The following is a 26,237-nucleotide window of genomic DNA, read 5'->3' as shown; positions in this document are numbered from 1 at the left end:
AACGCACTGAAGGGCCCGCATTCCGTGACGGAATGCGGGCCCTTTCGTCGACCGGTTGCGGTCGCACGCTCACCCGGAATTCACCCCGCCGTCCGCGGAATGCGTTTCTCCCAGGTGCGGTGGAAAACGACCTCCCCGCCCTCCTTGCAGACGACTTCGTCCGACGTGAGAAACGCGTCCGCGTCGCACGAGATCTCCGAGCGGGTGGTGATGGTGACGTCCCAGGCGATTTCCGGGCGGTGCAGCCGGATCGACCAGTCCGAGCGGGTGCGCGCGGAGAGCGGGTCGGGCTCGGTGATCGTGTAGGTCTCCAGGGCGTCCTCGGTGACCTCCAGCCCGTCCGGATGGACCCGGGTGCCGCCGTGGCGGGGATCGACCTCCAGCTTCCACTCGCCCTTCGCGACGTCCCGGGCCACGATCCGCTCCGGCCGGGGCTCCTCCAGGGTGCCGGGGTGGCTGACGCCCAGCGGTGTGGACTGCTCCGGTTCCTCGAACTCGACGGCGTCGGTGGTGCGGGCGCGGACCGGGAGGGTCAGGGAGGAGCCGGCCGGGTCCAGGGTGAAGCCGGCCGCGTCGGGCTGGGGCCAGATCCAGGGCCAGTACGCGGAGGAGACGGCGAGCCGGACCCGGTGGCCGGGCGGGAAGGCGTGGCCGATGCCGTTCAGTTCGAGGTCGTACGTCTCCCACTCGCCGACCTGCGCCTCGACCGCCCGGTCGCGCCCGTAGCGGGCGGAGAGGTTCAGCACGCCCCGGGTGACCAGGGTCGAGGAGCCGTCCGGGGCGACGTCGCAGAGCCGGGCGATCACCTGGCCGGTGGGCGCGGGCGTCATGAGGTGGAGGCCGACGGAGGGCCTGCCCAGGATCTCGATCGGCTCCCCGTCCTCGGGGACCGGGAAGTCGAAGCAGGCCGAGTGGGCGTCCTCGTCGCGCTGGTCGGGCGGCAGGTCGGCGTCGTTGCCGCAGGGGAGGAAGCGGCCCGCGCCGAGGCCGGTCTGCTGGGGCGAGTCGACGACGACCGGGACGCCCTGGAAGGCGTACGTGACGGGGGTGACGTACGGCGAGGGCCAGGCGGGGTCGGCGACCCAGCGGCCCGGCAGCTCCGTGTACACCGTGGCCGGCGGGTGCGACTCGCTGATCCAGGAGCGCAGCAGCGGCTCGGCCATCACGTCGTTCTCGTGGCCCTTGAGGTGGTGGTCCCACCAGCGCAGGGTCTCCTGGAGGAAGCCGATCGCGGGGCCCGGCGGCAGTCCGCGGTCCGGGTACTGGTGCGCCCAGGGGCCGATGATGCCGCGGATCCGGTCCTGGGGGAGGTGCTCGGCGAGCCGGAGCACGGTGTCCCGGTACGGGTCGTGCCAGCCGCCCACGGCGAGCACGGCGGCACGGACGGCCCCGTAGTCCTCGCGGACGCTGCCGTGCCGCCAGTACGCGTCGCGGGTCTGGTGGGCCAGCCAGGTGTGGACGAACGGTTCCACCGCCTCCAGCCGCCGCAGCCACAGCGCCCGCCACTCCTCGCCCGCGTACCGGGGGTCGGGCGGGCGGCAGACGAAGGCGAGCATGGTCGCGGCCCAGGCGTGCGTGTCGACGGCGAGCACGGAGCCGCCCATGTAGTGCACGTCGTTGTCGTAGCGGTCGTCCGTGGCGCAGACGGTGACGACGGCCTTCAGCGGTTCGGGGGCGAGCGCGGCGATCTGGAGGGAGTTCGCGCCGCCCCAGGAGATGCCGAACATGCCGACCCTGCCGGTGCACCAGGGCTGCTCGGCGAGCCAGTGCACGACGGCCACGCCGTCGGCGAGCTCGGTGGCGTCGTACTCGTCGCCGGGCAGGCCCTCGCTGTTGCCGTGGCCGCGGACGTCGACGCGTACGGAGGCGTAGCCGTGGCCCGCGTACCAGGGGTGGCGCTGCCAGTCGCGGGGCGCCGTCCAGTCGGTCAGCCGGTGGGGCAGGTACTCCAGGAGGGCGGGGACGGGCTCGTCGGTGAGCGGGCGCCAGATCCGGGCGTAGAGCCGCGTCCCGTCCGGCATCGGGATGCGGACGTCCTCGTGACGGGTCTCGTACGGGAACTCGGTGCGGATCTTCGGCTTCGGGTGCATCGGTCACCTCAGTGGACGGGGTGCATGGTGCGGCGCGGCCACGGGCGCCAGGACGATCACGGCGAGCCGGCCGCAGGCCACCGGGACCGGGTGGACGAGCGTGCCGTGGGCGGCGGGGACGGAGGCGGCCGTGCCGGGGTCCCCGACCGTGCCGCCGTGGGCGGCGGTGTCGGCGAAGGAGAGGACGGGGGCCGCCCGCGCCCCGAGGCCGGGAAGCGCTGCCGGACCTCCAGGCCCGGGAGAGTGAGCAACCCCCTCGGCCGGCCGAAGACGGCCCGGTCGACTTCGGGCGGCGGCCGCTCGCCGTTCGTTCCGGTGTCGATCACTGTTCGGTACAAAACGCCTACTCCTGGTCGTATGAGCTGATCACGAACATACCGGGGGTGACGGGAAGGCGCCCACGGTGATCGAAACGTGACCGGATACGCTGGCTTGAGTGAGTGGACCGACACATCGACAATCCGAGTGATCGGCGTGTGGTCCGGACAGCGTCAGCAGGCGTCAGCAGACAGGAGATCCCCTCGTGACCGTCGTCGGGCCGTTCGGTCTTAGCGTGCGGGACCAGGCTCTCGAAGCCGATGTCCAGACCGGCCTCGCCGCCGTGGAGGCGGGTCTCCTCGACGCCACCAAGAGCGACGTACCGTTCATCACGGAGGCCGCCCAGCACCTCGTGCTCGCCGGCGGCAAGCGGTTCCGTCCGCTGCTGGTGATGCTCGCCGCCCAGTTCGGCGACCCCTACGCGCCGGGCGTCGTGCCCTCGGCCGTCGTCGTCGAACTCACCCACCTCGCCACGCTCTACCACGACGACGTCATGGACGAGGCGGCCGTGCGGCGCGGCGTCGACAGCGCGAACACCCGCTGGGGCAACTCGCTCGCCGTCCTCACGGGTGACTTCCTCTTCGCCCGCGCCTCGCACACGCTCGCGGACCTCGGACCCGAGGCCGTACGCATCCAGTCCGAGGCGTTCGAACGGCTCGTCACCGGCCAGATCCTGGAGACGGCCGGCCCCCAGGAGGGCCGCGACCCCGTCGACCACTACCTCGACGTCCTCGGCGGCAAGACCGGCTCCCTCGTCGCCGTCTCCTGCCGCTTCGGCGCCATGATGTCCGGCGCCGACGAGTCCGTCGTCGACACCCTCACCCAGTACGGGGAGCGGCTCGGCGTCGCCTTCCAGCTCGCCGACGACGTCCTCGACATCGCCTCCGACTCCCACGAGTCCGGCAAGACCCCGGGGACGGACCTCCGCGAGGGCGTCCCCACCCTGCCCGTGCTCTACCTGCGGGCCGCCGCGACCGCCCACGGCCGCCCCGAGGACCTGGAGCTGCTCGCCCTCGTCGACGGCGACCTGACCGACGACGCCCGGCACGCCGAGGCCCTGCGCCGACTGCGCGTCCACCCCGCCCTGGAGCAGGCCCGCCGGGAGACGGTCCGCTACGCGGAGGAGGCCCGTGCGATGCTCGCCCCGCTCGCCGACGGCTACGCGAAGTCGGCCCTGCAGGAACTGTGCGACGCGGTGGTCCACCGGGCGGGCTGAGCCGGCCTGCCGTCGCGTCCGGCGACAGGAGTCCGCGCCGCCCGAAGGCGGACGGCGTTGGCGCGCCCTGGGCGGGCAGGCGGACGGCGTTGGCGCCCTGAGCGGGCAGGCGGACGCGGACGAGCGGCTCTACCGCTCGATCGGCGCCTCCTTCGCCCCGTGAGCCCTCATCCGAGCACGGGAGGATGTGGGGGGCGGGGGCCCGTCCGGGCTACGCGCCCTAGGGGCGGGTCATCCCCGAGAGGTACGCCGGTTTGATCCCGGGGGCTGACGAATACGCCCCGCCGTCCTGGTGAGATGGAACCACCAAGCACGGTCCACGAGGGCACGGAGGGAACGCAGACCATGGCAGGACAGCGCAAGGCGAGCCGATACATCGTCCCGGTCGCGGTGGCCGGTGCGGCTGCGGCGACCATCGGGCTGGTCCCGGCGCTCGCCGCGTCGGGCGACCCGGATCTGCCGGAGATCACGGCGCAGCAGCTCATCGAGAAGATCGCCGCGTCGGACACCCAGACCCTGTCCGGCACCTTCAAGATCGACACCGACCTGGGCCTGCCGTCCTTCGCGGGCCTGCTCCCGTCGGCCCCGGGCGGCGACTCCTCCTCGGCCGACCCGTCGGAGAAGCTGACCCAGCTCGCCTCCGGCTCGCACACCCTCCGGGTGGCGGCCGACGGCCCGGACCGGCAGAAGCTGACGCTCCTGGACGGCTCGGACGAGTACAGCCTGATCCACAACGGCAGCGACGTCTGGGGCTACGACAGCAAGTCGAACGAGGTCTTCCACGAGAAGGACGCCCAGGGCCGGGCGCCCGAGGGGGAGAAGCTGCCGGCCACGCCGAAGGAGCTCGCGGACGAGGTCCTCAAGGCCGCCGGCGACACGACCTCGATCACCGTCGGCGGCACGGCCAAGGTGGCCGGCCGGGACGCGTACCAGCTCGTGATCAAGCCCAAGCAGTCCGGCTCGACGGTCGAGTCGGTCAAGATCGCGGTCGACGCGGCCAGCGGCACCCCGCTGAAGTTCACCCTCGCCACCGTCGGCGGCGGCAAGCCGGTCGTCGACGCGGGCTTCACCAAGGTCGACTTCGGCAAGCCGGACGCCGGCACCTTCGACTTCAAGGCCCCGAAGGGCGCCAAGGTGACGGAGGGCGCTGCGGAGAAGGGGGCCGGCAAGGGCCCCGCGGAGCTGGACGGGCTGTTCGGCGGTCTCGGCGGCCTGAACGGCCTGGACGGCCTGGAGAAGGGCCCGAAGGGCGGCCACGGCGGGGCGGGCGGCGGCTTCACCGTCATCGGCGAGGGCTGGACCACCATCGCCAAGCTGGACTCCGGCGCCCCGGCCCCGAAGACCGAGGAGGCGCCGCAGGAGGTCCAGGGCTTCCTGGACGCCCTCGGCGACAAGGTGAGCGGGAAGTTCGGCTCGGGCACCGTCTTCAAGACGAAGATCGTCAACGCCCTGATGACGGACGACGGCAAGGTCTACGTCGGCGCGGTCACCCCGCAGACCCTCGTGGACGCGGCGAACTCCGGCAAGTGACGGACCGGTTGGGACCCCGGGTGGGTCGGGGGCGATGGTCACCGACCCACCCGGGCGTTTCTGGGGGCGCGTGCCGTGCGGCACGCGCCCTTTTCCTTACGGGAAGGTCAGCTTGAAGCTGTTGATGTAGCCGGTGTCGATGGACGCCTTGTCCTGGACACGGAGCTTCCAGACGCCGTTGGCGACCTCGGAGGAGGCGTTGACGGTGTAGGTCTGGTTGATGTTGTCGGCGCTGCCGCCGGCGCGGTTGTGCAGGTTGTAGACCGAGCCGTCGGGGGCGATGAGGTCGACGACGAGGTCACCGATGTAGGTGTGGACGATGTTCACACCGACGGAGAGGTTGCTCGGGGCGTTGCCGGTGACACCGGAGACGGTCACCGAGGAGGTCACCGCGGCGCCGTTGTCCGGGACGGACACGTCGGCGGTGTTCTCGAAGACCTTGCCGGTCGGCGGGGTGGTGGTGCCGCTCGACAGGTTCCAGATCGCGTACGCGATGGCGTCGGCGTTGCGGTCCAGGGCGGTGTCGTTGATGTTCGCCGTGGTGTCGCACGAGGAGTGGTAGCAGCGGTCGAAGGCCTGGCCGGCCGTGCCGCCCCACTTCTGCGCCTGCGCGGAGGTCTTGGTGTAGTCGGCGCCGGTGAAGAGTCCGCCGACCGGGACGCCCACGTTCTTGAAGGGGGCGTGGTCGGAGCGGCCGTCGCCCTCGGTCTCGATCTCCGTCTGGATGCCGAGCCCGGCGAAGTAGGTCTTGAAGGTCTGCTCGATGGTCGGGTCGTCGTCGTAGACGAAGTAGCCCGGGTTCGGCGAGCCGATCATGTCGAAGTTCAGGTAGCCGCTGATCTTCGAACGCTCGGTGGCGGGCAGGTTGTTGACGTAGTACTTCGACCCGACCAGGCCGAGCTCCTCGGCGCCCCACCAGGCGAAGCGCAGGTGCTTCGTGGGCTGGAACTGGGTGCGGGAGACGGTGAGCGCGGTCTCCAGGATCGCGGCGGATCCGGAGCCGTTGTCGTTGATGCCGGGTCCTGCGGTGACCGAGTCGAGGTGCGAGCCCGCCATCACGATCTGGTTGGGGTCGCCGCCCGGCCAGTCGGCTATCAGGTTGTAGCCGGTGGCGCCGCTGGAGGTGAACGTCTGGAGCGAGGTGGTGTAACCGGCCGCGTCCAGCTTGGCCTTCACGAAGTCGATGGACGCCTTGTAGCCGGTACGGCCGTGGGCGCGGTTGCCGCCGTTGCTGGTGGCGATCGACTGGAGGTCGGTGAGGTGCTGCTTGACGTTGGTCACCGATATGTCGGGCGGAGTGACGGCTGCTGCGGTGCCCGGCGCGGCGTTGGCCGGGACGGCGCCGGCGAAGGCACCGAGGACGAGCACCGAGGCGCCGGCTATGGCGGACAGTCTCGCGGAGAGTTTCATGTGGGGGCTCCGGATTCCGAACTGGGGATGGGACGGAACGTGCGAGCGCCTCGCACCGTGGGTGGTGCGAGGCGTTGGAGCTGTGCGGCTGCGCTGTGTGTGACGAATGTTCAGTGAGAGTTTGACTTCCCGTCAAGAGCAGAAACCGGTCACGGGTGTTCGCTCATCGAACATCCGAATGCCCGCCCCTTCAGCGTCGCCAGCGCGCCGTCGACCGGATGGGGCTGCGGCCGCCCCGGGCCGTTCCAGCGCATGAGGTTGATCGCGAAGGAGAACTGGCGCCCGCCGTCCTCCCGGGTCATCGAGACCGTGCCGGCCCCCCAGACCGTGCCCTCGTTCCCCCAGAAGGTGCCGCAGCCCGGGATCTCGACCCGGTGCAGCCCGAGGCCGTACTCGATGGTCGACCCGTCGAGCGCGACCACCGGGACCGTGCGCCGCATCTCCGCCAGCGACGCCGCGGACACGACCCGGCCCGCGAGAAGGCGCCCGTAGAACCGGTTCAGGTCCTCCATGGTGGACACCAGCCCGGCCCCGGCCATCACCCACGACATGTCGTAGACGCTGTAGTCGCGCGGCGGGTCGAGCACGCCCCACAGCGCCTCGTACATCTTCGAATGCGGGCCCTCGACGCGCGGCCCGGTGGGGAACGAGGTGTGCCGCAGTCCGGCGGGCTCGATGACGTTCCGGGTGATGTGGTCCACTGCGGGGGTGCCCGTCACCCGCTCCAACAGCGCGGCCAGCAAGAGGTAGTTGGTGTTGGAATACGTCCCCGGGGTGGCGCCCGGCACGCCGGACGGCGGGGCCGCGAGCCCCAGCGTGATCAGCTCGGCCGGGCGGAAGCGCCGGAAGCGGTTGTCGTCCAGGCTCTTCGCGGATACGCCGGACGGGCCGCCCTGGATGGACGGAAAGGCGTAGGGGATGTACTCGGCGATGCCGCTGGTGTGGTTGAGCAGCATGCGCACCGTGACCGTGCGGCCACGCTCTCCCGGCACGAGATCCGGCAGGTGGTCACCGATCGGATCGTCCAGGCGTAGCCGACCCGCCTCGACCTGCTGCAGGACGGCGACGGCGACGAAGGTCTTGGTGATGCTGCCGACCCGGTGCCGCAGGCCGGGCGTGACCGGCCGCCCCGTGGCCAGGTCCGCGACCCCGGCGGCGCCGCGCCAGGTCCGCCCGGAGTCCCGCACCACGGCGAACACGCCCGGCATGCCCGCCTCGTGGAGACCGTCGAGCGCGGACTGCAGCCCCGCGCCGTCGAGCCGGGTCGCGGGGCGGCCCGTGCCGCCTGCCGGGGGTGTCGGACCGGCCCCGCCGGGTGCGGCGGCCGCCGTCACCGTGCCGGTGCCGATGGTCAGCGCGGCCATGCCGCCGCACAGCGCCCTGCGCATCCTCATGAGTTCGTCCTCTCGTGGGTGGTGGAAGGCCTCAGCCGGCGAGGGCGCGCCGGAGCACCGCGCCGAGCTCGGCGTTCTGCCGCTGCGAGACGTCGGCGGAGACGATCGCCTGCGAGCCGTGGAAGGTGCCGGGCCACTGGTGCAGCTCCACCGACACGCCCGCCCGCAGGAGGCGCAGCGCGTAGTGGATGTCCTCGTCCCGGTTCGGACACAGCTCCGCGGTGGCGACGTACGCGGGCGGCAGCCCGGACAGGTCCTCCGCCCGCGCGGGCGCCGCGTACGGGGTGGCGGGCCGCCCGCCGAGGTAGTGCCGCCAGGACGCGGCGGCCTTGTCGCGGTCGATCCACGGCGTGTCGGTGAAGTTCCGCTGCGACCAGGTCTCCTGCCGGTCGTCCAGCTGCGGCTGGTTGAGCAGCTGGAAGCGGATCGCTGGCCCCTGCTCGTCCCGCGCCCGCAGGGCTACCGCGGCCGCGAGTCCGCCCCCGGCGCTGTGCCCGCCGACCGCGATCCGCCCGGGATCGACGCCGAGTTCGGCCGCGTGCGCGACGGTCCACTCCAGGACGGCGTACGCGTCGTCAAGGGCGGCCGGGAACGGGTCCTCGGGGGCCAGCCGGTACCCGACCGAGACGACGACCGCTCCCGAGCCGGCGGCGATCCGGGTCGCCCACGGGTGCTCGGTGCGCACGTCGCCCGTGACGAACCCGCCGCCGTGCAGCCAGACGAGGGCGCCGTACGCCCCCTGCGGGCGGTAGACGCGCACCGGCACGTCCGGGTCGCCCGGCACCGTGACGTCCTCGACCTCCAGGCCGGGCGTCTCGGGCGAGGGGATCGCGGCGGCCAGCGCGGCGAGCCCCGCACGGGCGGCGGCCGGGTCGCCGAGTTCCGCCCGGGGGAACAGCGGGACGAACACTTCGAGTTCGGGATCCATGCCACCCATACTCGGGTCCGGCCCCGCGACGGATCATCCGCCGATCGTCGCGAACAGGCGGCACAGCACGCGCCGTTCGGCGCACCACCAACTCGTCCGCCCTCCGTATCCTGCTGCCATGGAGGCACTGGCCCTGCGCCTGTCGGGACTGGACCCGTACGTGGACGGCGCGATCCGCATCGTCGCGTTCTACGACACCCTGATGCGCCGCCGCGTGGACCTCCCGGCCCTCGCCCGCGCCTCCGCCGGCCTCGCCGAGTGCGTCACCGGAATCCGCCTCCACAGCAGCGAGCGGGCGGTCCGTGTCTCGCCCCTCGGCACCGAGGCGACCACGCAGCCCCTCCCGGCCTCGACCACGACCCCGGTCACCCTCGACGACGAGGAGATCGGCACGGTCTGGCTGGAACGCCCCGGCCCCCCGAACGCCCTCGACGACATCCTCCTCGACCGGCTCGCCCTCGCCGTGGCGGCGGCCGTGGAACGCTACGGCCCGGCGCGCACGACGATGGCGGACCCGGCGCTCGTCGAACTCGCCGTCGCCGACGGCACCGACGAGGCGGCCCGCGCCCGCGCCCTGCGCCTCCTGGGCTTCGCCCCGGTCCGCCCGGTCCACGTCGTCGCCGTTCGCGCCGAGCTCCCGCTCGACCGCGTCGGCACCCTCGTCTCCCCTTCCGGCCTGGTCAAAGCGGCGCCGCTCGACGACGTGGGCGTCCTCCTGACGGCCGTACCGGCGGACCCGGGCCGCTTCCCGCCCGGAGTCCAGGCGGGCCTCGCCGCCGCCGACCGCCCCGACCGCTCCTGGCGCCGCGCCCGCACCGCCCTGCGCTTCACCACCCCGCGCGAACCGGTGGTCCACCACGCCGACCTGGGCGCCCTGGCCCTCCTCGCGGAGGTCCCGCCGGAGGTGGCCCGCGCCAACCCGGACGTGGCGGCCCTCGCGAGCGTCGCCGGCACCCCGGAGGACCTGGCCACCCTCGACGCCTACTGCGCCACCGGCTCCCTCCGCCGCGCGGCCGACCTGCTCCACCTCCACCACAGCAGCGTCTCCCGCCGCCTGGAGCACCTCGGCAAGGCCCTGTCCCTCGACCTCACGGACCCGACAGGCCTGACGAGGGCACGGCTGGCGCTGGCGGTGTGGCGGCTGCTGGAGGGGTGAGGGGACTAGGGGTAGCGGGGCAGGCCGTCGGTGGGAATCGTCCAGTGGGCGATGGTCACGTCCTCGCCGTAGACGAAGTCCTTGCGGGCCGCGTAGCGCGGGCCCTCGGGGGTGGCGTGGATGTCGGAGAACACCGCTCCCGTGCCGCTGCGGGGATCGAAGATCGCGTACACCGGAATGCCGATCAGGGGGTAGTCCCGCAGCTTGCCGACCCAGTCGTTGTCCGGGTTGGAACGCGAGGCGATCTCGATGGCGGCGATGAGCGTGCGGGGGTCGAAGGAGCCGTCCCCTTCCATGTCCGCCCATGGGATCACCATCACATCGGGACGGCGCAGGACGCCCCCTGGTTCGTCCTCCACGTCGGGCTCGCCGGTGTGGGCGAGAAGGTCGTCGGGCATGACCCGTTCGAGGCGTCGGCTGACCTGCGCTGCGGTGAGCTCATGCGGACGACGCGGAGCCATCATGTCGTGAACGATTCCTTCTGAGGTGATCTCGAACTTGCCGGGGACGGTGTCGTCCAGGCTCTCCAGCGCGTCGCGCATGGTCCGGTAGAGGCGGGAGGCGGTGTTCATGGCGCTGGCTCCTCGTCCGTGCTCTGGTGCCCGAGTCATCACCATCATGCTAGGCGGCCTCTCTCGTGACGGGTTGGCAGTCGCGGCAGTGGCCGGCGTCGGGGGCGGCGGAACGGAAGGGGCGTTCGCAGCCGGGGCAGATCGGCCGGGAGGCGGCTGCCGGGCCGTGGTGCTCCGGGAGCGGGGCGGGTGGGGCGGGTGGGGCGGGTGACGGGGGCGCGGGTGGCCTGTGGGGTGCCGGTGGTGGCGGCCGGAACGCCCTCGGGGGCTTTGCGGGGGGTGGGGCCGCCGCCCCTCCCGGATCGGGCTCGGGGTCCTGGTTGGGGTCCTGCTCGGGATCCGGTTCCGGATCCGGAACGAGATCCACGGCGGGGCCTGGATCGGGCCCCGGGCCGGGATCCGCATCCGGCGTCTCCCCGGGGCACGCCGGGTCGGGCTCCCGACCGGAGGTCGGCTCCGGTGTCGCCCCGGCGGGCGCCGGGTCAGCCCCCGGCCGGTTGTACGAGAACGTGCGCGGTGCGATCCGGCCGTCGGGCAGCCGCTCCCTGGTGCGGAGCAGATAGCCGTGGGCCTCCAGCTCCCGCATGGCGCGGGCGACGCGCAGCTCGCTCTCCGGAACCCGGGCGGCGATGGCCTTGACGCCGACGGCGGATCCGGCGGGCAGGGACTGCAGCAGGAGGGCCAGGCCGCGGGCGACGAGCGTGAGCTCTCGGTGCTGGGCGAGGTGGTTGCCCACGACCGTGTAGTGCGTCCCGTGGTGGACGTTGCGGTGAACGAGCCCGGTGGAGGGCCGGGGCACGCTAGGGTGCTTGGAAGCCATCGGGAAGGCCTAACTTCCTCGGTGGTCAGGCCCTCGATCGGGATTGCGAGTCCCGGCCGGGGGCCGACGCATGTCTGGGGTGTGACAAGAGCATATGCCAGGCAACCCGTAGGAAATCCGGCCCAGTTGGGGCCAATCACCCGAGTGGGTGACGATCGGTCACGGGGAGGCTGGAGGGGTTGGAGGGGTACTTTCCCTGGTCTTTGGTCTTTTACGGCGTAGCCGCCCGCATCGCGGATCCCTCCGTCGCGGCGGCCCGCGGCAGGGGCAGCTCGGCCCATACCGTCTTGCGGGGGACGGGGCCCTGCCGGACGCCCCAGTTCCCCGACAGCGCCTCGACGAGCACCAGCCCGTACCCGCCCGAGGCGACGGGGAGCCGGTCACTCCGGGTGTCCGTGACCTCGATGCGGAGACGGTCCTCGTCGGCGAGGAGCCCGAGGCGGAAGTCCCGCCCCGGGACCCGGCCGTGCGTCACGGCGTTGGCCGCCAGCTCCGCCACGATCTGGGCCGCCGGCCCCGAGACCGCCTCCAGCTCCCATGAGTGCAGCTGCGCGACGGCGAGCAACCGGGCGAGCCGGGCGCCCCGCGGGGTCGCGGAGAGCTGAATTCCGAATTGGCGTGGAGACGCCAGGAGTTGGGTCGGTTCCTGATTCATGTCACTCAGCGTGGTGAGGCCTGCCTACGCTGCCCATCGAACATGCCCTTACGTACGGTGACTGTCCCGAGGCTGTCCGGCCGTGTCCCGACTGTCCCGCGCGACGCTCCGGGTAGGGGCCGCTGCAAGGAGGTGCGCGCATGGGCGTGGACGGTGTGGACGTGGAGAACGACGACGCGGGCTGGGAGGTCGAGCCCGGCGACGAGTCGGGGGCGGCGGTCGTCGCCACGGTAGGGCGCCAGATCAGGCTGTGGCGCGAGACGAAGAGGCTGAGCGCGGCCGAGCTCGGGGCGGCGGTGGGCTACGGCGAGGACCTGGTGCGGAAGGTCGAGCGGGGCGCGCGCATCCCCCGACCCGAGTTCCTGGACAAGGTGGACAGGGCGGTGAGCGCCGGCGGCCTCATCGCGGCGATGAAGAACGACGTGTTGGAGGTCCGGTATCCGAAGCAGGTGCGTGACCTCGCGAAGCTGGAGGCGCGCGCGGTCGAGTTCTGCTTCTACTCCAACTTCAACGTCCACGGTCTTCTGCAGACGGAGGAGTTCTCGCGGGCACTCATGCGCACATGGCGACCCGCGTACACGCAGCAGGAACTCGACCGCTTCCTGGCGGCCCGTGTCGCGCGCCGGGCGGTGCTCGAAAGGGACCCGGCGCCGGATTTCAGCTTCATCCAGGAAGAGGTCTCGCTGCGCAGGCCGGTCGGAGGGAGGGCGGTGCTGCGACGGCAGCTCGAACACCTTCTGGAGGTGGCCGAGTTGCCTCACGTCGAGATTCAGGTGATGCCGACGGAGCAGGCCGACCACCCCGCGACGGGAGGCCGGATCGCCATCCTGAAGTTCGGGGACGGCACGGCGGTGGGGCGTATGGACGGTGACTACGGAGGTCGCCCGGTGTCCGATCTCAAGCGGCTCCGGATCCTGGAACTGCGCTATGGCATCCTCCGGACCATGGCCCTCACTCCTGGGGAGTCCAGGGACTTCATCGAGCAACGGCTGGGAGAGACATGAACCACGACGTCGCACTGAAATGGCGCAAGAGCAGCTACAGCGACAGCGGCAACGGCAACGACTGCGTCGAGGTCGCCACCACCCCCCGCGCCGTCCACGTCCGTGACTCCAAGGACGCGGGCGGCCCGCACCTGACCTTCGACCCTGACGCCTGGGCCGGGTTCGTGAGCTCCGCGTCCGAATAGCGCCAGCGTGCGCACCGCGCGCGCGTGAGGGTGGGGGCATGGACACCATCCGCACCGCCTACACCGCCCTGCCCATCCCGCCCGAGGTCCTCGCCGAGCTGCGGCTCCGTGACGACGCCGGCCGGCCGTGTCACGCGTACGCCGCGACCGAGGAGAGCGGGGTCGGGAGCCCGCTGCGCTGCTGCCTGCGTGCCGTCGCGCCGGGGGAGCGGATCGCGCTCGTGGCGTACGCGCCGCTGCGCCGCTGGGCGGCCGCGAGCGGTGCCGAGCCCGGGGCGTACGACGAGCAGGGACCCGTGTTCGTCCACGCCGAGGAGTGCGGCGGACCGGACGGCGGGGAGCCGGGGCGCTACCCCTTCGACCGGCCCGGCGCGCTGCGCACCCTGCGCCGCTACGACGCGGCCGGGCGGATCGTCGGCGGGCGGCTCCTGGAGATCCCCGCGGCCGCCACCCAGGGCTTCGACCGGGCCCTGGACGAGGCCTTCGCGGACCCGGACGTCGCCCTCGTGCACGTCAGGGCGGTCGAGTACGGCTGCTTCCAGTTCGAGGTGCGGCGCCCGAACTAGCGTGTGGGGACGGGCGCTAGGGTCGAGGTCATGGTGAGCTCCTTCAGCGACGCGTTCCTTTCCGAGGCCGAACGGCATGCCGCCTGGGGGGCGGCCCAGCTCGAAGTACTGATGGCCTTCCTGCCCGAGGGGGACTGGACCGCCGACCTCCCCGCCTGCCGCTACCGCCAGGGCGGGCTCGATCTGCGGGTCGCCGTCCTCGGCACGTACGACATGGAGGAGCGGTCCTGGATGTGGGGCTGGGCGAACCCCGGGCTGCGCGGCACCGAGGTGGTCGCCCTGGCCGCCGCCGTCGAGCGCTACGGGCGGGCGCACGGCATCGCCGAACTCACCGACGAGGTCGTGGACCTGTCCGGCTTCGACGACCCCCGGCGGGCCGCCGAGACGCTCGCGTTCACGGGCATGGGGGTCGCCGAGGCACCCGGCTACATCGGGGTGCCGGCAGGTCCCGCCACCCAGGTGTACTTCCTCCCCGACGACCCGCAGGTGCCGCGAGCCGCCCTGGACCCGGTCTCCCTGCCGCGCACTCTGCTCACCGGCGCCGGCCTCATCGGCCACTCGCCACGGCAGGTGGTCGAGGGCTATCTCGACCACCACCACCTGCCCCGCCGCACCGAGGGCGACGACCGGATCGTCGCCGAACTCCCCGGAGGCAGCACCGTCGAGATCGCCTTCGACCCGCTGGGTCGCATCGCCGGCGTCCAGCTCACGGCGCTGTCCCAGGGCTAGGTGTACGGCCTCGTCAGGTCGGGGACGCGGCTTGCGGGGGCTTGCGCCTTCCGGGAATCGGATCGCCGTCAACGGGGTTGGTGGTCGGTGAGTCGACAGGGGAGGGTCATGCGAGCGATTCAGGTGCACCAGGTGGGCGGTCCCGAGGTGCTGCAGGAGGTCACGGTGGACCAGCCGCGGCCGGGGCCGGGCGAGGCGGTCGTGGAGGTCGCCGCATCCGGGGTCAACTTCCTCGACGTCTACCACCGCGAAGGCCGGTACAGCCTTCCGCTGCCCTTCACCCCGGGCACGGAGGGCGCCGGTACGGTCGTCGAAGTGGGACCCGGCGTCTCTGAGGTCGCCGTCGGGGACCGGGTCGGCTGGGTGGAGATTCCCGGCACGTATGCCGAGCGGGCCGTCGTGGACTCCTCCCGGCTGGTGCCGCTGCCCGACGACATCGGTTTCGAGACGGCCGCCGCCGTGCTTCTCCAAGGCATGACCGCGCACTATCTCGTCAAGGACGCCTACCCGGTTCAGGCGGGCGACACGGTGCTCGTGCATGCGGCCGCCGGCGGCATGGGGCTGCTTCTGACACAGCTCATCACCCATCTCGGCGGCAGGGTGATCGGCACGACGTCGACCACGGCGAAGGCCGAGTCGGCGAAGCGTGCCGGGGCCGCCGAGGTGATCGTCTCCTCCGCGGTCGACGATCTCGCGGCCGAGGTGCGGCGGCTCAACGGCGGTCGGGGACTGCCGGTCGTCTTCGACGGCGTCGGCGCGCACACCTTCGATGCGAGCCTCGCCAGCCTGCGCACCCGCGGCCACCTCGTGCTCTTCGGCGCGGCAAGTGGTGCCGTGCCGCCGTTCGATCCGATGCGGCTCGCCCAGGGCGGTTCGCTGACCCTGATCCGGCCCAGCCTCGGGCACTTCATCGCCGACCGGTCCGAACTGCTCCGACGGGCCGCCGACGTGTTCGAGTGGGTGCGCTCCAAGGCACTTGAGGTCACCGTGACGGGCCGCTACGCATTGTCCGAGGCCGCCCGGGCCCACAGCGATCTGGAGGCTCGGCGCACCACCGGCAAGCTGCTCGTCGTCCCCGATGCGGCCGCCGGTGGACGCCGCGAGGAGACGCGGAGCTGATCGCGGACGACGAGGTCGGGGATCGCGCAGACGGAGACGCGGATACGCAACCCGGATGCGCCGGAGAGCCGCCAGAACTCGCTCTCGGCCTGCTCCTCGATACGCGCCCTGGCCGCCGCCGCTCGGACCGTGCCTGCCTTCCGGCGTCAATCCGGAGGGCAGGCACGCGCGTTCGGTCAGCTGCCGAGCGCGCCGGACGGATCGTCGGCGTCGGGTGCCGTGAGCTGCTCGGTCGGTCCGGCGAAGGCCAGGAACAGGGTGCGGGAGTCGAGGAGCCATCGGCCGTCGCTCTTCCGGAACGTGTCCTCGTAGTGGCCGACCTGCGTCGGGGCCCGTGGCGGCACGAAGCCGCCCGCGTATCCGTCGGCACGGTAGGTCGTGAAGTAGGTGACGGCGGTCGCCGTGGTGGCCGAGGTGACCGTGACCAGGATGTTCGTGCACATCCGGCGTGAGAGCCGGTCCGCGGGGCGGCCGGCGAAGTAGGCGCGGAGGGCGTCCCGGCCCCGGATGCGGCGCTCGCCCTCCGGCCAGTACCAGTACCCGTCCTCGGTGAACAGCTCGGCCACGTCGCCGGGTTCGCCCAGGTCGAGCTTGTGCACGAAGTCGACGATCAGGCGCTCGCAGGCCCGCTCGGCGAGCAGAAGGTCTGTTCCGTCAAGGCGTTCGGCTCTCATCCCGCCTTCCTAGCAGGGTGATCGTCAGACGTCGAAGAGCAGGGAGTCCAGTCCGCGGCGCACGCCCACCGTCCCGCCCACCCGCCGTACGGCGAGCAGCGTCCCCGTCGTGTACGGGTCGGGGGTGGCGCCCGCGTCGTGGCGGAGGGTGAGCCGCTCGCCGTCACCGCCGAAGACGACCTCGGTGCTGACGACGAAGCTCGGCAGGCGCACCGAGTGCACCCGGCCGCCCGCCACCTCCGCGCCGCGCGCCTCCGGCGGGCCGATCAACTCGGCATCGGGAACGCCCTGTTCGGGTGCGCGGATCGCGCCGAGGGACTCGGCGAGCTCGCGGGCGGTACCGCTCGGCACGTCCGGCTTGGTCGCGCTCGCGTAGTCGATGATCTCCCAGTGCTCCAGGTGCTCGGCCGCGAGCGCGGCCGCGCGGGAGAGGACGGCGGCCATGACGGAGAAGTTGCCCGCCGCGATCACCCCGACGCCCCGCTCCCGGGCGAGCGCGTCCAGTGCGGCGTAGTCCTCGGCGGTCAGACCGCTGGAGCCGACCACGACGTGGACGCCCGCCTCGATCGCCGTCCGGACGTGCGGCCCGACGGAGGCCGCGCTCGTGTAGTCGACGAGCACGTCCGCCGGTTCGGCCGCGAGCGCCTCCGCGACCGAGCCGTAGACCTGCCCCTCCGCCCGGGACCCGACCGCCTCGGCCAGGGACCGGCCGGCGGAGGACCGGGAGACCCCGGACACCAGGGTGAGGTCCTCGGCCCGGTCGAGGGCGGCGACGATCGGCGGCGCGGTCCAGCCGGTGATCCCGGCGAAGCAGACTCGGATCATGCGGGGCGACATGGGGTCAATGTACGCAGAACTCGTTCTCCTCCGGGTCCGCCATGACCGTCCACGAGCCGCCCGGTTCCGCCACCTGGCGGAGGACCTTCGCGCCCAGCCCTTCGAGCCGCGCCACCTCGGCCTCGCGGGTGCCCGGATCGGGATGCAGGTCCAGGTGGAGGCGGTTCTTCCCCGCCTTCGGCTCGGGGACGCGCTGGAAGAGGATGCGGCGCCCCAGGCCCGTGTCGGAGGCCGGGTCGAACGGTTCGTCCGGGTGCCGGACCGCCGCCAGGTCCCGCCAGGCCGGGCGCCCGTCGACGGTCAGGGTGGCCTCGGGCGGGGCGGCGCCGGCGGCGAGCAGCCGCTCGACGAGGGCGCCGTGGTCCTCCCGCCGGTAGTGGAGGGCGGCGGACCAGAAGGCGGCCTGGGCGTGCGGATCCGCCGCGTCGATGACGAGCTTCCAGTGGAGTGCGGTCATCGCCCCTTTATAGGGGGCGGCGCCGGCGCCGCCCGTCAGGCCACGCCACGCATCCGGTCCGCCGCCTCGCGCGCGCCATGGGCCTGGTGCGCCGCCGCGATCTCGTACCGGCGCTCCTCCGCAGGAACGGGGGCCGGGAGCGGTCGCGGACCCGGGGAGACGTTCGCGGGCGGGTTCGAGGGCGACCTGACGGGATGCCCGCGAGGCCCCCCGGGGGCGATGCCCGCGAGGCTGCCGGGGAGACGTCTGAGGGGGTCCGGGAGACGCCCGCGAGGCCCCCGGAGCTGCGACCAAGCTCACGGTCTGAGGTACGCGTTCCGCGCCTAATGTGGAGGGATGAACGATTCGCCCGACTGTCCCCTGGTCGGTGTCGCCGCCGCGTACATGCCCCGGCTCTCGGGGTTCTCCTTCGAGCCGGCGCTCGTGGCCGCCGTCGACCAGCACGCGGCGGCCGTGTGCGATGCGCTCGTGCCCGCCCAGCGGGGCCCGCATGCCCGCACGGTGGCCCGCGAGGAACTCGCGGACTACGTCCTGGGCTTCACCGACCGGCTGACCGAGGCCGACTGGGTCGCGCCCGTCGGCCACGACTTCGCCACGCTGCGACTGACCGCCGTCTGCTGGCTGATCCGCGAACACGACCTGCTGGCCGCCTGAGACCGGGGCGGCGGGGGCCGCGCAGGTCCTACGGCGCCGGAAGCGGTGCGCTGTCGGTGTCCCCGTCGCCGGGTCCGGCCGCGGTGACGAGACCGGCGGCCGCCGCCGCACCCGTCGCCGCCCCCGTCGCCGCCCCCGCCACGCCCGTCGCCGAGGTCGCCGTAGCCGCCGCCGCCGTCGCCGCGACGGCCGCCGCGGCCAGTGCCTCCCGGCTGCGCCGGGCCGTTCGCAGGCCGTCCCAGGTCAGGACCGACAGGGCCAGCCACACCAGCGAGAAGCCGGCCCAGCGCTCCGGCGGCATCGCCTCGTGGAAGTAGAGGATGCCCAGCAGGAACTGGAAGACCGGCGCCAGGTACTGGAGCAGGCCGAGGGTGGAGAGCGGGACGCGGATGGCCGCGGCGCCGAAGGCGACCAGCGGCACCGCCGTGATCACGCCGGTCGTCGCGAGCAGGGCGGCGTGGCCGGCGCCTCCGGAGGTGAAGGTGGACTCGCCCTGCGCCCCGAGCCAGACGAGGTAGCCCATCGCCGGGAGGAACTGGACGGCGGTCTCGGCGGCGAGCGACTCCAGGCCGCCGATGTTCACCTTCTTCTTCACCAGGCCGTAGGTGCCGAAGGAGCAGGCCAGGACGAGCGAGATCCACGGCAGCCGCCCGTAGCCGATCGCGAGGACGACGACGGCGGCGAGGGCGATCCCGACGGCCGCCCACTGGGCGGGCCGAAGGCGCTCCTTGAGGACCAGCACGCCGAGGGCGATGCTCACGAGCGGGTTGATGAAGTAGCCGAGCGAGGCCTCGACGACGTGGCCGGCGTTGACGGCCCAGATGTAGACGCCCCAGTTGACCGTGATCAGGCCCGCCGCGAGGGCGATCAGGGCCAGTCGGCGCGGGGAGCGGACGAGCTCTCCCACCCAGGCCCAGCGGCGCAGGGCCAGCAGGGCGAGGGCGACCACGACGAGCGACCAGACCATCCGGTGGGCGAGGATCTCGACCGCTCCCGCGGGCTGGAGGAGGGGCCAGTAGAGGGGGAACAGGCCCCAGATGCCGTAGGCGGCGATTCCGTAGATCAGTCCTGATCGTTCGTCGTGCTCCGTCTTCACCGGACCTCCAGCCCCTGCCGGCCCTGCGCCGCGCGTCCAGTCGAAAGGTAGCGCCGCGAGGGGCCGGCTGTCATGCCCGTATCGCCATACGGTCCTGACGGATCAAGCACCTCGTCTCACGCGTCGGCGAGCGCCGCCCGGATCGTCTCCGCGACCGGCGTCGTCGGGCGCCCGATGAGGCGCGAGAGGTCGTCGCCGCGCGCGGCCAGCGCGCCACGCGCCACGGCCTCGTCCACCTCCACGAGGATCTCGGCGAAGGGGGCCGGGACGCCGGCGCCGACGAGGATCTCCCGGTGGGTGGCGGCGGGCACGTTCGTGTACGTGACCTCCTGGCCGGAGGCCCGCGCCACCTCCGCCGCGTACTCGGCGAAGGACCACGACACGTCGCCGCTCAGCTCGTAGGCGCGGCCCAGGTGCTCGTCGAGCGGACCGGTGAGGACGGCCGCGGCCGCGGCGGCGTAGTCGGCGCGGGGGGCGGAGGCGACCCGGCCCTCGCCGGCGTTCGCGACGACGGCGCCGTGGGCGAGGACGGGCGCCAGGTTGGCGGTGTAGTTCTCGGTGTACCAGCCGTTGCGGAGGAAGGTGTACGGCAGGCCGGAGTCGAGGACCGCCTGCTCGGTCGCCTTGTGCTCGTCGGCGAGGCCGAAGTCGGCCTCGGGGCCGCCGAGGATGCCGGTGTAGGCGAGCTGGGCGACCCCGGCGGCCTTGGCGGCGGCGATGACGGCCGTGTGCTGGGCGACCCGCTGCCCGACCTCGCTGCCGGAGATCAGCAGCACCCGGTCGCCGGCCGCGAACGCGTCCGCGAGCGTCTCGGGCCTGCTGTAGTCGCCGATCCGCAGCTCGACCCCGCGCTCCGCGAGGCCGGCCGCCTTGTCCTTGTCGCGGACGACGGCGGCGACAGACCCGGCGGGGACGCGGTCCAGCAGCTCGTCGATGACGAGGCGGCCGAGCTGACCGGTGGCTCCGGTGACGACGATGCTCATGACGGTGATCTCCTCTGTGCTTCGCGGGGTGATGCACTCACCGTAAGACCAGCGCTATCTATTCGTAAGTACCCACTTTGAAGTAAGGTACTGGTATGGAAGTAAGTGAGGAAAGGGCCGGCGTGCCCCCGCGGCCGGACATCAACGACGCCATGTGTCCCTCGCGGCTGGTCCTGGAGCACGTCACCAGCCGCTGGGGCGTCCTCATCCTCATCGCGCTCCTGGAGCGCACGTACCGCTTCAGCGAACTGCGCCGGCACATCGGCGGCGTCAGCGAGAAGATGCTCGCCCAGACCCTGCAGACCCTGGAGCGCGACGGCTTCGTGCACCGCGACGCCAAGCCGGTCATCCCGCCCCGCGTCGACTACAGCCTCACCGGACTCGGCACCGAGGCCGCCCTCCTGGTCGCCGAGCTCGGCCGCTGGACCGAGCGCCGGCTCGGCCCGGTCCTGGAGGCCCGCGTCCGCTACGACTCCGTACGTGATTCGTCCCAATGATGTTGTAGCCAGGGTCCGTTGGTGCCGCCCGGCGTACGATCGCTCACCTACGGGGGTTCCGTGACCGTTTGTGGGGGGAATCGTGGCGCACGTGAGGCGAAGACTGCTGCGCGCTTGCGGGGTGATGACGGCGGGCGCGGCGCTGCTCCTGGCCGGCTGCTCCGCGGGCGACGGAGGGACCGGCGGGACCGAGGGCGCGGGGAAGACCGCCGGCAAGGGCGGCACGAGCACCAGCGCGCCGGCGCCCGCGAGCCCGACCCCGACCGGCATCGGCTTCACCCCGGACCCGTCGCGCGCGCCGAAGACCGCGGCCGACGCCGAACGCATCGCCCTCGCGATCGTCGCCGGCCCCGACGGCTGGGGCCCGGACTACGTCAAGCGCACCCCCTACCTGAGCACCCCCGGCTCCTGGCCGGTGCTCGACGAGGACTGCACCTGGGAGGGTGGCGAGCGCCCCGGCAGCGTGCTGTCCAGCGTCACCGCCTACAGCGAGGTCCCGGCCGCCGGCGGCAAGAGCGTGCTGCGGGTCGCCGCGACCGTCACCGTGCACCGCACCGAGTCCGACGCCGACTGGGAGATGGCCGAGACGCTGGAGGAGGCACTGCGCTGCCCCGGCCAGCGACTGCGCGAGGGCGAACGCATCACCGACCTCATGTCCCTCGGCACCCCCTACGGCATCGGCGGCAACGTCACCACGACCGACTCCGTCCTGGAACGCGGCTTCTACCTCAACGACGCCTTCAAGGGACGCCAGTTCTACACGTGGTACCAGACCCGCATCGGCCAGGTCACCGTCGCCACCGTCGTCAAGGGAGCCCCCGGCTACACCGAGGCCGACGTCAACCCCGACCAGGTCCGGGCCAACGTGACGATGCAGGAACGCGTCAAGGCGCAGTTGGGAGCCCAGTCGTGAGCCCGATGGCCCAGCCCGCGCCCGGAGCCCCCGAGCCCGGCGCCCTCCAGCCGCTGCTCCCCTCCGACCCGTCCCAGCTCGCCGGCTACCGGCTCCTCGGGCGCCTCGGCGCCGGCGGCATGGGCGTCGTCTACCTGGGGCGCACCGCCAACGGCGAACTCGCCGCCGTCAAGGTCACCCACGCCGAGCAGGCCGACCAGGCCGACTTCCGGGCCCGCTTCCGCCGCGAGGTCGAGGCCGCCCGCCGGGTCGTCAGCCCCTGGGCCGTCCCGGTGCTCGGCGCCGACCCCGACGCGCCGGAGCCGTGGATGGCCACCGCCTTCGTGCCCGGTCCGTCCCTCGGCGAGGCGGTCCGCGGGCACGGACCGCTGCCCGAGCGGAGCGTACGGATCCTCGGCGGGGCCGTGGCCCGTGCGCTGGCCGCCGTGCACACGGCCGGGCTCGTCCACCGGGACGTGAAGCCCGGGAACATCCTGCTCGCCGTCGACGGCCCCCGGCTGATCGACTTCGGCATCGCCCGCGTGACCGGGGAGACCGGGCTCACCTCGGCCGACATGGTCGTCGGCACCCCCGGCTTCCTCGCCCCCGAACAGGCCGAGGCCCGCGCCCCGGAGATCGGCCCGGCCGCCGACGTCTTCGCCCTCGGCTGCCTCCTCGCCTTCGCGGCCACCGGCCGCCCGCCGTTCGGCAGCGGCAGCCTGGACGCGCTGCTCTACCGGACCGTGCACGACGAGCCCGACCTCGCCGGCGTGCCCGACGGCCTGCTCCCCCTCGTACGGCAGTGCCTCGCCAAGCGGCCGGCCGAGCGGCCCACGGCCGAGGAGGTCGCCGCCCGGCTCACCGAGGACGCGCCGGGGGCCGCCGCCGACTGGCTGCCGGCGCCCGTCGTCACCACCATCGCCGCCCGCTCGGCCGCGATGCTCGCGCTCCCCGCCATCGACGCGACCGCGCCCGGCACCGGCCCGGCCGCGGCGCCGAAGACCGGCAGACGCGGCTTCCTGCTGCTCGGCGCGGCAGCGGCCGTGCTCGCGGCCGGCGGCGGGGCCTACGCGCTGGTCGACGCGCGGCGCGACGACGACACCAAGGGCGACGGCAAGGCACCCGCGCCGAAGCGGACCACCTGGGCCATCGGCCTCCTCGCCGACCTGTCCGGGCCCGCCAAGGAGATCGGGCAGGCCCAGGAACGCGGCGCCCGCCTCGCCGTCGAGCAGTTCAACGCCCGGCACAGGGGAAAGCCCTTCACCCTTGCGCTCAAGGTGTCCGACGACCGCGGGGACCGCGGCGGCGCCCTCGCCGCCGCCCGCCGACTGACCACCGACCCCTCCGTGGTCGCCGTCCTCGGCCCCACGTCCGACGACACCGGCCAGGCCGCCCTGCCCGCCTTCGAGGAGGCCGGTCTGCCGCTCCTCACCGTCTCGGCCGGCTACAACATGCTCGCCCTGCGCGCCGCGCCCAGCCCGCCGAACACCACCGTGCTGCGCGCCATCCCGAACCACATCATGGCGGGCACCTACCTCGCCTGGACGGCCACGCTGCTGCCGCAGATCCGCCGCCCCGGCGTCCTCCAGGAGCGCACCGACGACCAGTACAGCTGGCAGTACACCGGCGGCGTCCGCTTCGGCTTCAAGCAGGCCGGCATCACCCCCCACTTCCGGGTGGTCCCCGGCCGGGCCACCGACTACCGGAAGATCATCGGGGAGATGATCGACGCCGGCATCGACGCGTACATCCACTGCGGCGTCCGCTCCACGGCCGTCCGCGCCGCCCGCGCCCTCAAGGAACTCGGCTTCACCGGCCCCAGGTTCACCGGCCAGCACGTCTTCGGCACCGCCTTCCTGAAGGAGGCCGGAGCCGACGCCGAGGGCTGGTTCGTCTGCGCGCCGGTCGTCGACCCGGTCGCCCGGGCCGCCGACCCGAAGCTGAAGGCCGCCGACCACAAGGCCGTGCAGGACCTCCTCACCGCCCACCGCAAGCGCTACGGCACCGACCCCGCCTACTACACGGGCGAGTCCTACGACGTCGTCAACATGGTCACCTCCTGGCTCTCCGCCCACGCGGCCAAGGGCCCGCTGACCCGCAAGGGCCTCTGGCAGGCCCTGCGTTCGCAGACCTACACCGGCGCCATGGGGGGCTACCAGTTCGACGAGCACGGCGAGCTGAAGGGCGTCGGCACGTTCGTCTACGGCGTGGAGAACGGGGCGTACAAGGCCATCGGCTCCGCCCCGGCCCTCCCCGCCAACAAGAAGAGCTGACGTGCAGCCGCTCAAGAAGGCCGATCCCTCCACGATCGCCGGATACCGGCTGCTCGGACGGCTCGGAGCCGGCGGCATGGGCGTGGTCTACCTCGCCCGTTCCGCCGGCGGCGCCCTCGCCGCTGTCAAGCTCATCCGGGCCGAGCACGCCGCCGACACCGGCTTCCGGGCCCGCTTCCGGCGCGAGGCGGCCACCGCGGAACGGATCACCGGCCGCTGGGTCGTCCGGGTGCTCGGCGCCGACCCGGAGGCCCGCGAGCCGTGGCTGGCCACCGAGTTCGTGCCCGGTCCCTCGCTCGCCGAGGCCGTCGAGCTGCACGGCGCCCTGCCCGAGCCGGCCGTCCGGGCGCTCGGCGCCCGGCTCGCCGACGCCCTCCACGACATGCACGGGGCCGGACTCGTCCACCGCGACGTCAAGCCCGGCAACGTCCTCCTCGCCCTCGACGGGCCCCGGCTCATCGACTTCGGCATCGCCCGCGTCACCGGGGCCACCGCGCTCACCGCCACCGACGCGATGATCGGCACCCCCGGCTTCCTCGCCCCCGAACAGGCCCGGGTCATGGGCGCGGGCGAGGTCGGCCCGGCCGCCGACGTCTTCTCGCTCGGCTGCGTCCTCGCCTACGCGCTGACCGGCCGCCGCCCCTTCGGCACCGGCGGCGTCGCCGCGGTGGTCTACCGCACCGTCCACGAGGAACCCGACCTCGACGGGCTGCCGGAGACGCTGCTGCCCCTGGTCGCGGCCTGCCTCGCCAAGGACCCCGCCGACCGGCCCACCGCCGCCGAGGTGCGGACCGCTCTGGGCGCCGCCGACGGCCCGGCGGGGGACTGGCTGCCGCCCGGCCTGCCCGCCCTGATCGCCCGGCGCTCCTCCCGGGTCCTCGACCTGCCGGTCGCCGACCCCACGATGCTGAACCCGGAGGAACCCCAGGGGACTTCGCGCCGCAGACTGCTCGTCCTCGGCTCGGCCGGGGCCGTCGCCGCGGCCGGCGGCCTCACCGCCTGGCTGCTCGGCCGCGACCCCGCCGGCGCCACGGCCGGCGGCACCGGCGGCGCCCCCCGGGCGACCTACACGCTCGGTGTCCTGACCGACCTCAGCGGCCCGAGGAAGGCGGACGGGCGCGCCCAGGACCGCGGGCTGCGCCTCGCGGCGGAGACCTTCAACGCCCGTGAGGGGCGGCCCTTCGACCTGAGGGTCACGACCGTGGACCACGGCAACGACCGCGCGCGGGCCGCCGCCGCGGCGCGCACCCTGCTCAGGGACCCGTCCCTGGTCGCCGTCATCGGGCCGCCGACCCCGGAGACGGCCCTGGCGGCGGCGGACGTGCTCGTCGACGCGAAGGTGCCGATGATGAGCATGGTGGCGTCGGTCCCCAACGGGACCCTCCGGGGACAGACACCGGAGTCCCGCACCTACTTCGAACCGCGGCCGGTCCCCGACGTGATGATCGTGCCCTTCGCCCGCTACCTCTCCGAGCACCGGCTCGGCCGCACCGCGGTCATCCACGACCGGGCGGCCGGCACCTACAGCTGGTTCGCCGTCCGCAGCATGAAGAGCTCGCCCCCCGCCCGCGGCACCGTCACCTCCCACGAGGTCGCCGCCGAAAGCGAGGACTTCGGGCCCGCGGTCCGCGCCGCCCTCGCCACCTCCCCGCAGGGCGTGATGTACGCGGGGAACTCGCCACGCCGGGGGGCCCTGTGCGCCAGGGCCCTGCACGAGGCGGGGTACCGGGGGCCGCGCGGAAGCGTGGAGTACGTGCTGGAACCCGAGTTCCTGACCCTGGCGGGCCCCGCCGCCGAGGGCTGGTACTTCGGCACCAGCTACGTCGACCCCGACACGGTCCCCTCGGCCAGGGAGTTCGCGGCCGCGTACCGCAGGCGCTGGCACCTCGCCGCCACCGACCGGATCGACCGGTACGCGGTGGAGGCCTACGACGCCCTGTACTGGCTGGGGAAGGCGCTGAGCACCGCGATCGGCAGGAACGCCGGGATCAAGGGCTCGGCGATCGCCAACGCGCTCATGACGGACGACGTGGCGTTCACGGGGGTGGCGAGGGCCTACAACGCGCGCGCCAGTGACGACTCGAAGTCCACTCTCGAAGGCCTCTACCTGTGGCAGGTCCGGTCGGGAGCGCCGCGCTGCCTCGGCCCGTTCGCCGAGGCGGCGCAGCGGGGCTGACGGAGG

The 26,237-nt window shown here is 73.3% G+C and carries 25 protein-coding genes; 13 read left to right on the top strand and 12 right to left on the bottom strand.

Going from position 1 to position 26,237, the window contains the following annotated elements:
• Positions 1–80 precede the first annotated feature (80 nt).
• On the bottom strand, positions 81–2,090 hold the full coding sequence (locus tag ACGF1Z_RS18185; RefSeq protein WP_393005006.1) for a CocE/NonD family hydrolase: 2,010 nt from the start codon (positions 2,088–2,090) through the stop codon (positions 81–83).
• A 523-nt stretch (positions 2,091–2,613) separates the two neighbouring features.
• Between ACGF1Z_RS18185 and ACGF1Z_RS18180 the strand changes: the two genes are divergently transcribed.
• Both ACGF1Z_RS18180 and ACGF1Z_RS18175 read left to right on the top strand, forming a co-directional pair.
• The gene (locus ACGF1Z_RS18180) at positions 2,614–3,624 is read left to right on the top strand and encodes a polyprenyl synthetase family protein (RefSeq protein WP_393005004.1); all 1,011 of its coding nucleotides are present in this window, start codon (positions 2,614–2,616) and stop codon (positions 3,622–3,624) included.
• 297 nt (positions 3,625–3,921) lie between these two features.
• A complete protein-coding gene (locus tag ACGF1Z_RS18175) occupies positions 3,922–5,154 on the top strand; it encodes an outer membrane lipoprotein carrier protein LolA (RefSeq protein WP_393005002.1) in 1,233 nt (410 codons plus the stop codon).
• A gap of 96 nt (positions 5,155–5,250) precedes the next feature.
• Here ACGF1Z_RS18175 and ACGF1Z_RS18170 read toward each other — a convergent pair whose 3' ends face one another.
• From ACGF1Z_RS18170 to ACGF1Z_RS18160, 3 genes are all read right to left on the bottom strand, one after another.
• Positions 5,251–6,564 (bottom strand): M28 family metallopeptidase, encoded by a 1,314-nt coding sequence (locus ACGF1Z_RS18170; RefSeq protein ID WP_393005000.1) that lies wholly within the window; start codon positions 6,562–6,564, stop codon positions 5,251–5,253.
• Between the two features lie 149 nt (positions 6,565–6,713).
• Positions 6,714–7,958 (bottom strand): serine hydrolase domain-containing protein, encoded by a 1,245-nt coding sequence (locus ACGF1Z_RS18165; protein WP_393004998.1) that lies wholly within the window; start codon positions 7,956–7,958, stop codon positions 6,714–6,716.
• A 31-nt stretch (positions 7,959–7,989) separates the two neighbouring features.
• Complete coding sequence (locus tag ACGF1Z_RS18160; protein ID WP_393004996.1) at positions 7,990–8,886, bottom strand: alpha/beta hydrolase; 897 nt, start codon at positions 8,884–8,886, stop codon at positions 7,990–7,992.
• A gap of 118 nt (positions 8,887–9,004) precedes the next feature.
• Here ACGF1Z_RS18160 and ACGF1Z_RS18155 point away from each other — a divergent pair, with 118 nt between their 5' ends.
• Complete coding sequence (locus ACGF1Z_RS18155) at positions 9,005–10,042, top strand: helix-turn-helix domain-containing protein (protein WP_393004994.1); 1,038 nt, start codon at positions 9,005–9,007, stop codon at positions 10,040–10,042.
• A gap of 5 nt (positions 10,043–10,047) precedes the next feature.
• Here ACGF1Z_RS18155 and ACGF1Z_RS18150 read toward each other — a convergent pair whose 3' ends face one another.
• The 3 genes from ACGF1Z_RS18150 to ACGF1Z_RS18140 all read right to left on the bottom strand — a co-directional run bounded on the left by ACGF1Z_RS18150 (position 10,048) and on the right by ACGF1Z_RS18140 (position 12,089).
• Positions 10,048–10,653: a Uma2 family endonuclease gene (locus ACGF1Z_RS18150; protein ID WP_393004992.1), complete on the bottom strand. Its 606-nt coding sequence runs from the start codon at positions 10,651–10,653 to the stop codon at positions 10,048–10,050.
• Between the two features lie 10 nt (positions 10,654–10,663).
• Entirely contained in the window at positions 10,664–11,434 is a 771-nt protein-coding gene (locus ACGF1Z_RS18145) for a helix-turn-helix domain-containing protein (RefSeq protein WP_393004990.1), read from the bottom strand.
• Positions 11,435–11,645: 211 nt separating this feature from the next.
• Complete coding sequence (locus tag ACGF1Z_RS18140; protein ID WP_393004988.1) at positions 11,646–12,089, bottom strand: ATP-binding protein; 444 nt, start codon at positions 12,087–12,089, stop codon at positions 11,646–11,648.
• Between the two features lie 140 nt (positions 12,090–12,229).
• Here ACGF1Z_RS18140 and ACGF1Z_RS18135 point away from each other — a divergent pair, with 140 nt between their 5' ends.
• The 5 genes from ACGF1Z_RS18135 to ACGF1Z_RS18115 all read left to right on the top strand — a co-directional run bounded on the left by ACGF1Z_RS18135 (position 12,230) and on the right by ACGF1Z_RS18115 (position 15,692).
• Positions 12,230–13,093: a Scr1 family TA system antitoxin-like transcriptional regulator gene (locus ACGF1Z_RS18135; RefSeq protein ID WP_393004986.1), complete on the top strand. Its 864-nt coding sequence runs from the start codon at positions 12,230–12,232 to the stop codon at positions 13,091–13,093.
• Positions 13,090–13,278, top strand: coding sequence for a DUF397 domain-containing protein (locus tag ACGF1Z_RS18130; RefSeq protein WP_393004984.1), 189 nt, complete (start codon positions 13,090–13,092; stop codon positions 13,276–13,278). The genes ACGF1Z_RS18135 and ACGF1Z_RS18130 overlap by 4 nt, the downstream gene beginning before the upstream one ends.
• Before the next feature lie 38 nt (positions 13,279–13,316).
• Entirely contained in the window at positions 13,317–13,844 is a 528-nt protein-coding gene (locus tag ACGF1Z_RS18125) for a DUF1203 domain-containing protein (RefSeq protein ID WP_393004982.1), read from the top strand.
• A 30-nt stretch (positions 13,845–13,874) separates the two neighbouring features.
• On the top strand, positions 13,875–14,573 hold the full coding sequence (locus tag ACGF1Z_RS18120) for a DUF6882 domain-containing protein (protein WP_393004980.1): 699 nt from the start codon (positions 13,875–13,877) through the stop codon (positions 14,571–14,573).
• A 108-nt stretch (positions 14,574–14,681) separates the two neighbouring features.
• Positions 14,682–15,692, top strand: a complete 1,011-nt coding sequence (locus ACGF1Z_RS18115) for a quinone oxidoreductase family protein (RefSeq protein ID WP_393004978.1) — start codon at positions 14,682–14,684, stop codon at positions 15,690–15,692.
• Between the two features lie 176 nt (positions 15,693–15,868).
• On the opposite strand, the gene ACGF1Z_RS18110 is transcribed toward ACGF1Z_RS18115, so the two are convergent.
• From ACGF1Z_RS18110 to ACGF1Z_RS18100, 3 genes are read right to left on the bottom strand one after another with little or no spacing between them, the layout of a single operon-like run.
• Positions 15,869–16,366, bottom strand: a complete 498-nt coding sequence (locus ACGF1Z_RS18110) for a nuclear transport factor 2 family protein (RefSeq protein ID WP_393004976.1) — start codon at positions 16,364–16,366, stop codon at positions 15,869–15,871.
• 24 nt (positions 16,367–16,390) lie between these two features.
• Entirely contained in the window at positions 16,391–17,203 is an 813-nt protein-coding gene (gene dapB, locus ACGF1Z_RS18105) for a 4-hydroxy-tetrahydrodipicolinate reductase (RefSeq protein WP_393004974.1), read from the bottom strand.
• 4 nt (positions 17,204–17,207) lie between these two features.
• Positions 17,208–17,660 carry a VOC family protein gene (locus ACGF1Z_RS18100; RefSeq protein WP_393004972.1) on the bottom strand — a complete coding sequence of 151 codons (453 nt, stop codon included), beginning with the start codon at positions 17,658–17,660 and terminating at the stop codon, positions 17,208–17,210.
• A gap of 336 nt (positions 17,661–17,996) precedes the next feature.
• Between ACGF1Z_RS18100 and ACGF1Z_RS18095 the strand changes: the two genes are divergently transcribed.
• Positions 17,997–18,314, top strand: a complete 318-nt coding sequence (locus ACGF1Z_RS18095) for a DUF6401 family natural product biosynthesis protein (protein WP_393004970.1) — start codon at positions 17,997–17,999, stop codon at positions 18,312–18,314.
• Between the two features lie 28 nt (positions 18,315–18,342).
• On the opposite strand, the gene rarD is transcribed toward ACGF1Z_RS18095, so the two are convergent.
• Positions 18,343–19,410, bottom strand: a complete 1,068-nt coding sequence (gene rarD, locus ACGF1Z_RS18090) for an EamA family transporter RarD (RefSeq protein WP_393004967.1) — start codon at positions 19,408–19,410, stop codon at positions 18,343–18,345.
• Positions 19,411–19,526: 116 nt separating this feature from the next.
• Positions 19,527–20,393 (bottom strand): NAD(P)H-binding protein, encoded by an 867-nt coding sequence (locus ACGF1Z_RS18085; protein WP_393004965.1) that lies wholly within the window; start codon positions 20,391–20,393, stop codon positions 19,527–19,529.
• 95 nt (positions 20,394–20,488) lie between these two features.
• Between ACGF1Z_RS18085 and ACGF1Z_RS18080 the strand changes: the two genes are divergently transcribed.
• The 4 genes from ACGF1Z_RS18080 to ACGF1Z_RS18065 all read left to right on the top strand — a co-directional run bounded on the left by ACGF1Z_RS18080 (position 20,489) and on the right by ACGF1Z_RS18065 (position 26,231).
• Positions 20,489–20,890, top strand: a complete 402-nt coding sequence (locus ACGF1Z_RS18080) for a winged helix-turn-helix transcriptional regulator (RefSeq protein ID WP_393004963.1) — start codon at positions 20,489–20,491, stop codon at positions 20,888–20,890.
• 91 nt (positions 20,891–20,981) lie between these two features.
• On the top strand, positions 20,982–21,803 hold the full coding sequence (locus tag ACGF1Z_RS18075; protein WP_393004961.1) for a hypothetical protein: 822 nt from the start codon (positions 20,982–20,984) through the stop codon (positions 21,801–21,803).
• A gap of 5 nt (positions 21,804–21,808) precedes the next feature.
• Positions 21,809–24,055: a bifunctional serine/threonine-protein kinase/ABC transporter substrate-binding protein gene (locus ACGF1Z_RS18070; RefSeq protein ID WP_393005656.1), complete on the top strand. Its 2,247-nt coding sequence runs from the start codon at positions 21,809–21,811 to the stop codon at positions 24,053–24,055.
• Position 24,056: 1 nt separating this feature from the next.
• Positions 24,057–26,231 carry a bifunctional serine/threonine-protein kinase/ABC transporter substrate-binding protein gene (locus ACGF1Z_RS18065; protein ID WP_393004959.1) on the top strand — a complete coding sequence of 725 codons (2,175 nt, stop codon included), beginning with the start codon at positions 24,057–24,059 and terminating at the stop codon, positions 26,229–26,231.
• Positions 26,232–26,237: the final 6 nt, after the last annotated feature.

The organism is Streptomyces sp. NPDC048018 (assembly GCF_043202995.1).
GTDB lineage: Bacteria > Actinomycetota > Actinomycetes > Streptomycetales > Streptomycetaceae > Streptomyces.
The sequence above is the reverse complement of the archived record's forward strand: the minus strand, read 5'-3'. Positions and strand labels throughout refer to the sequence as shown.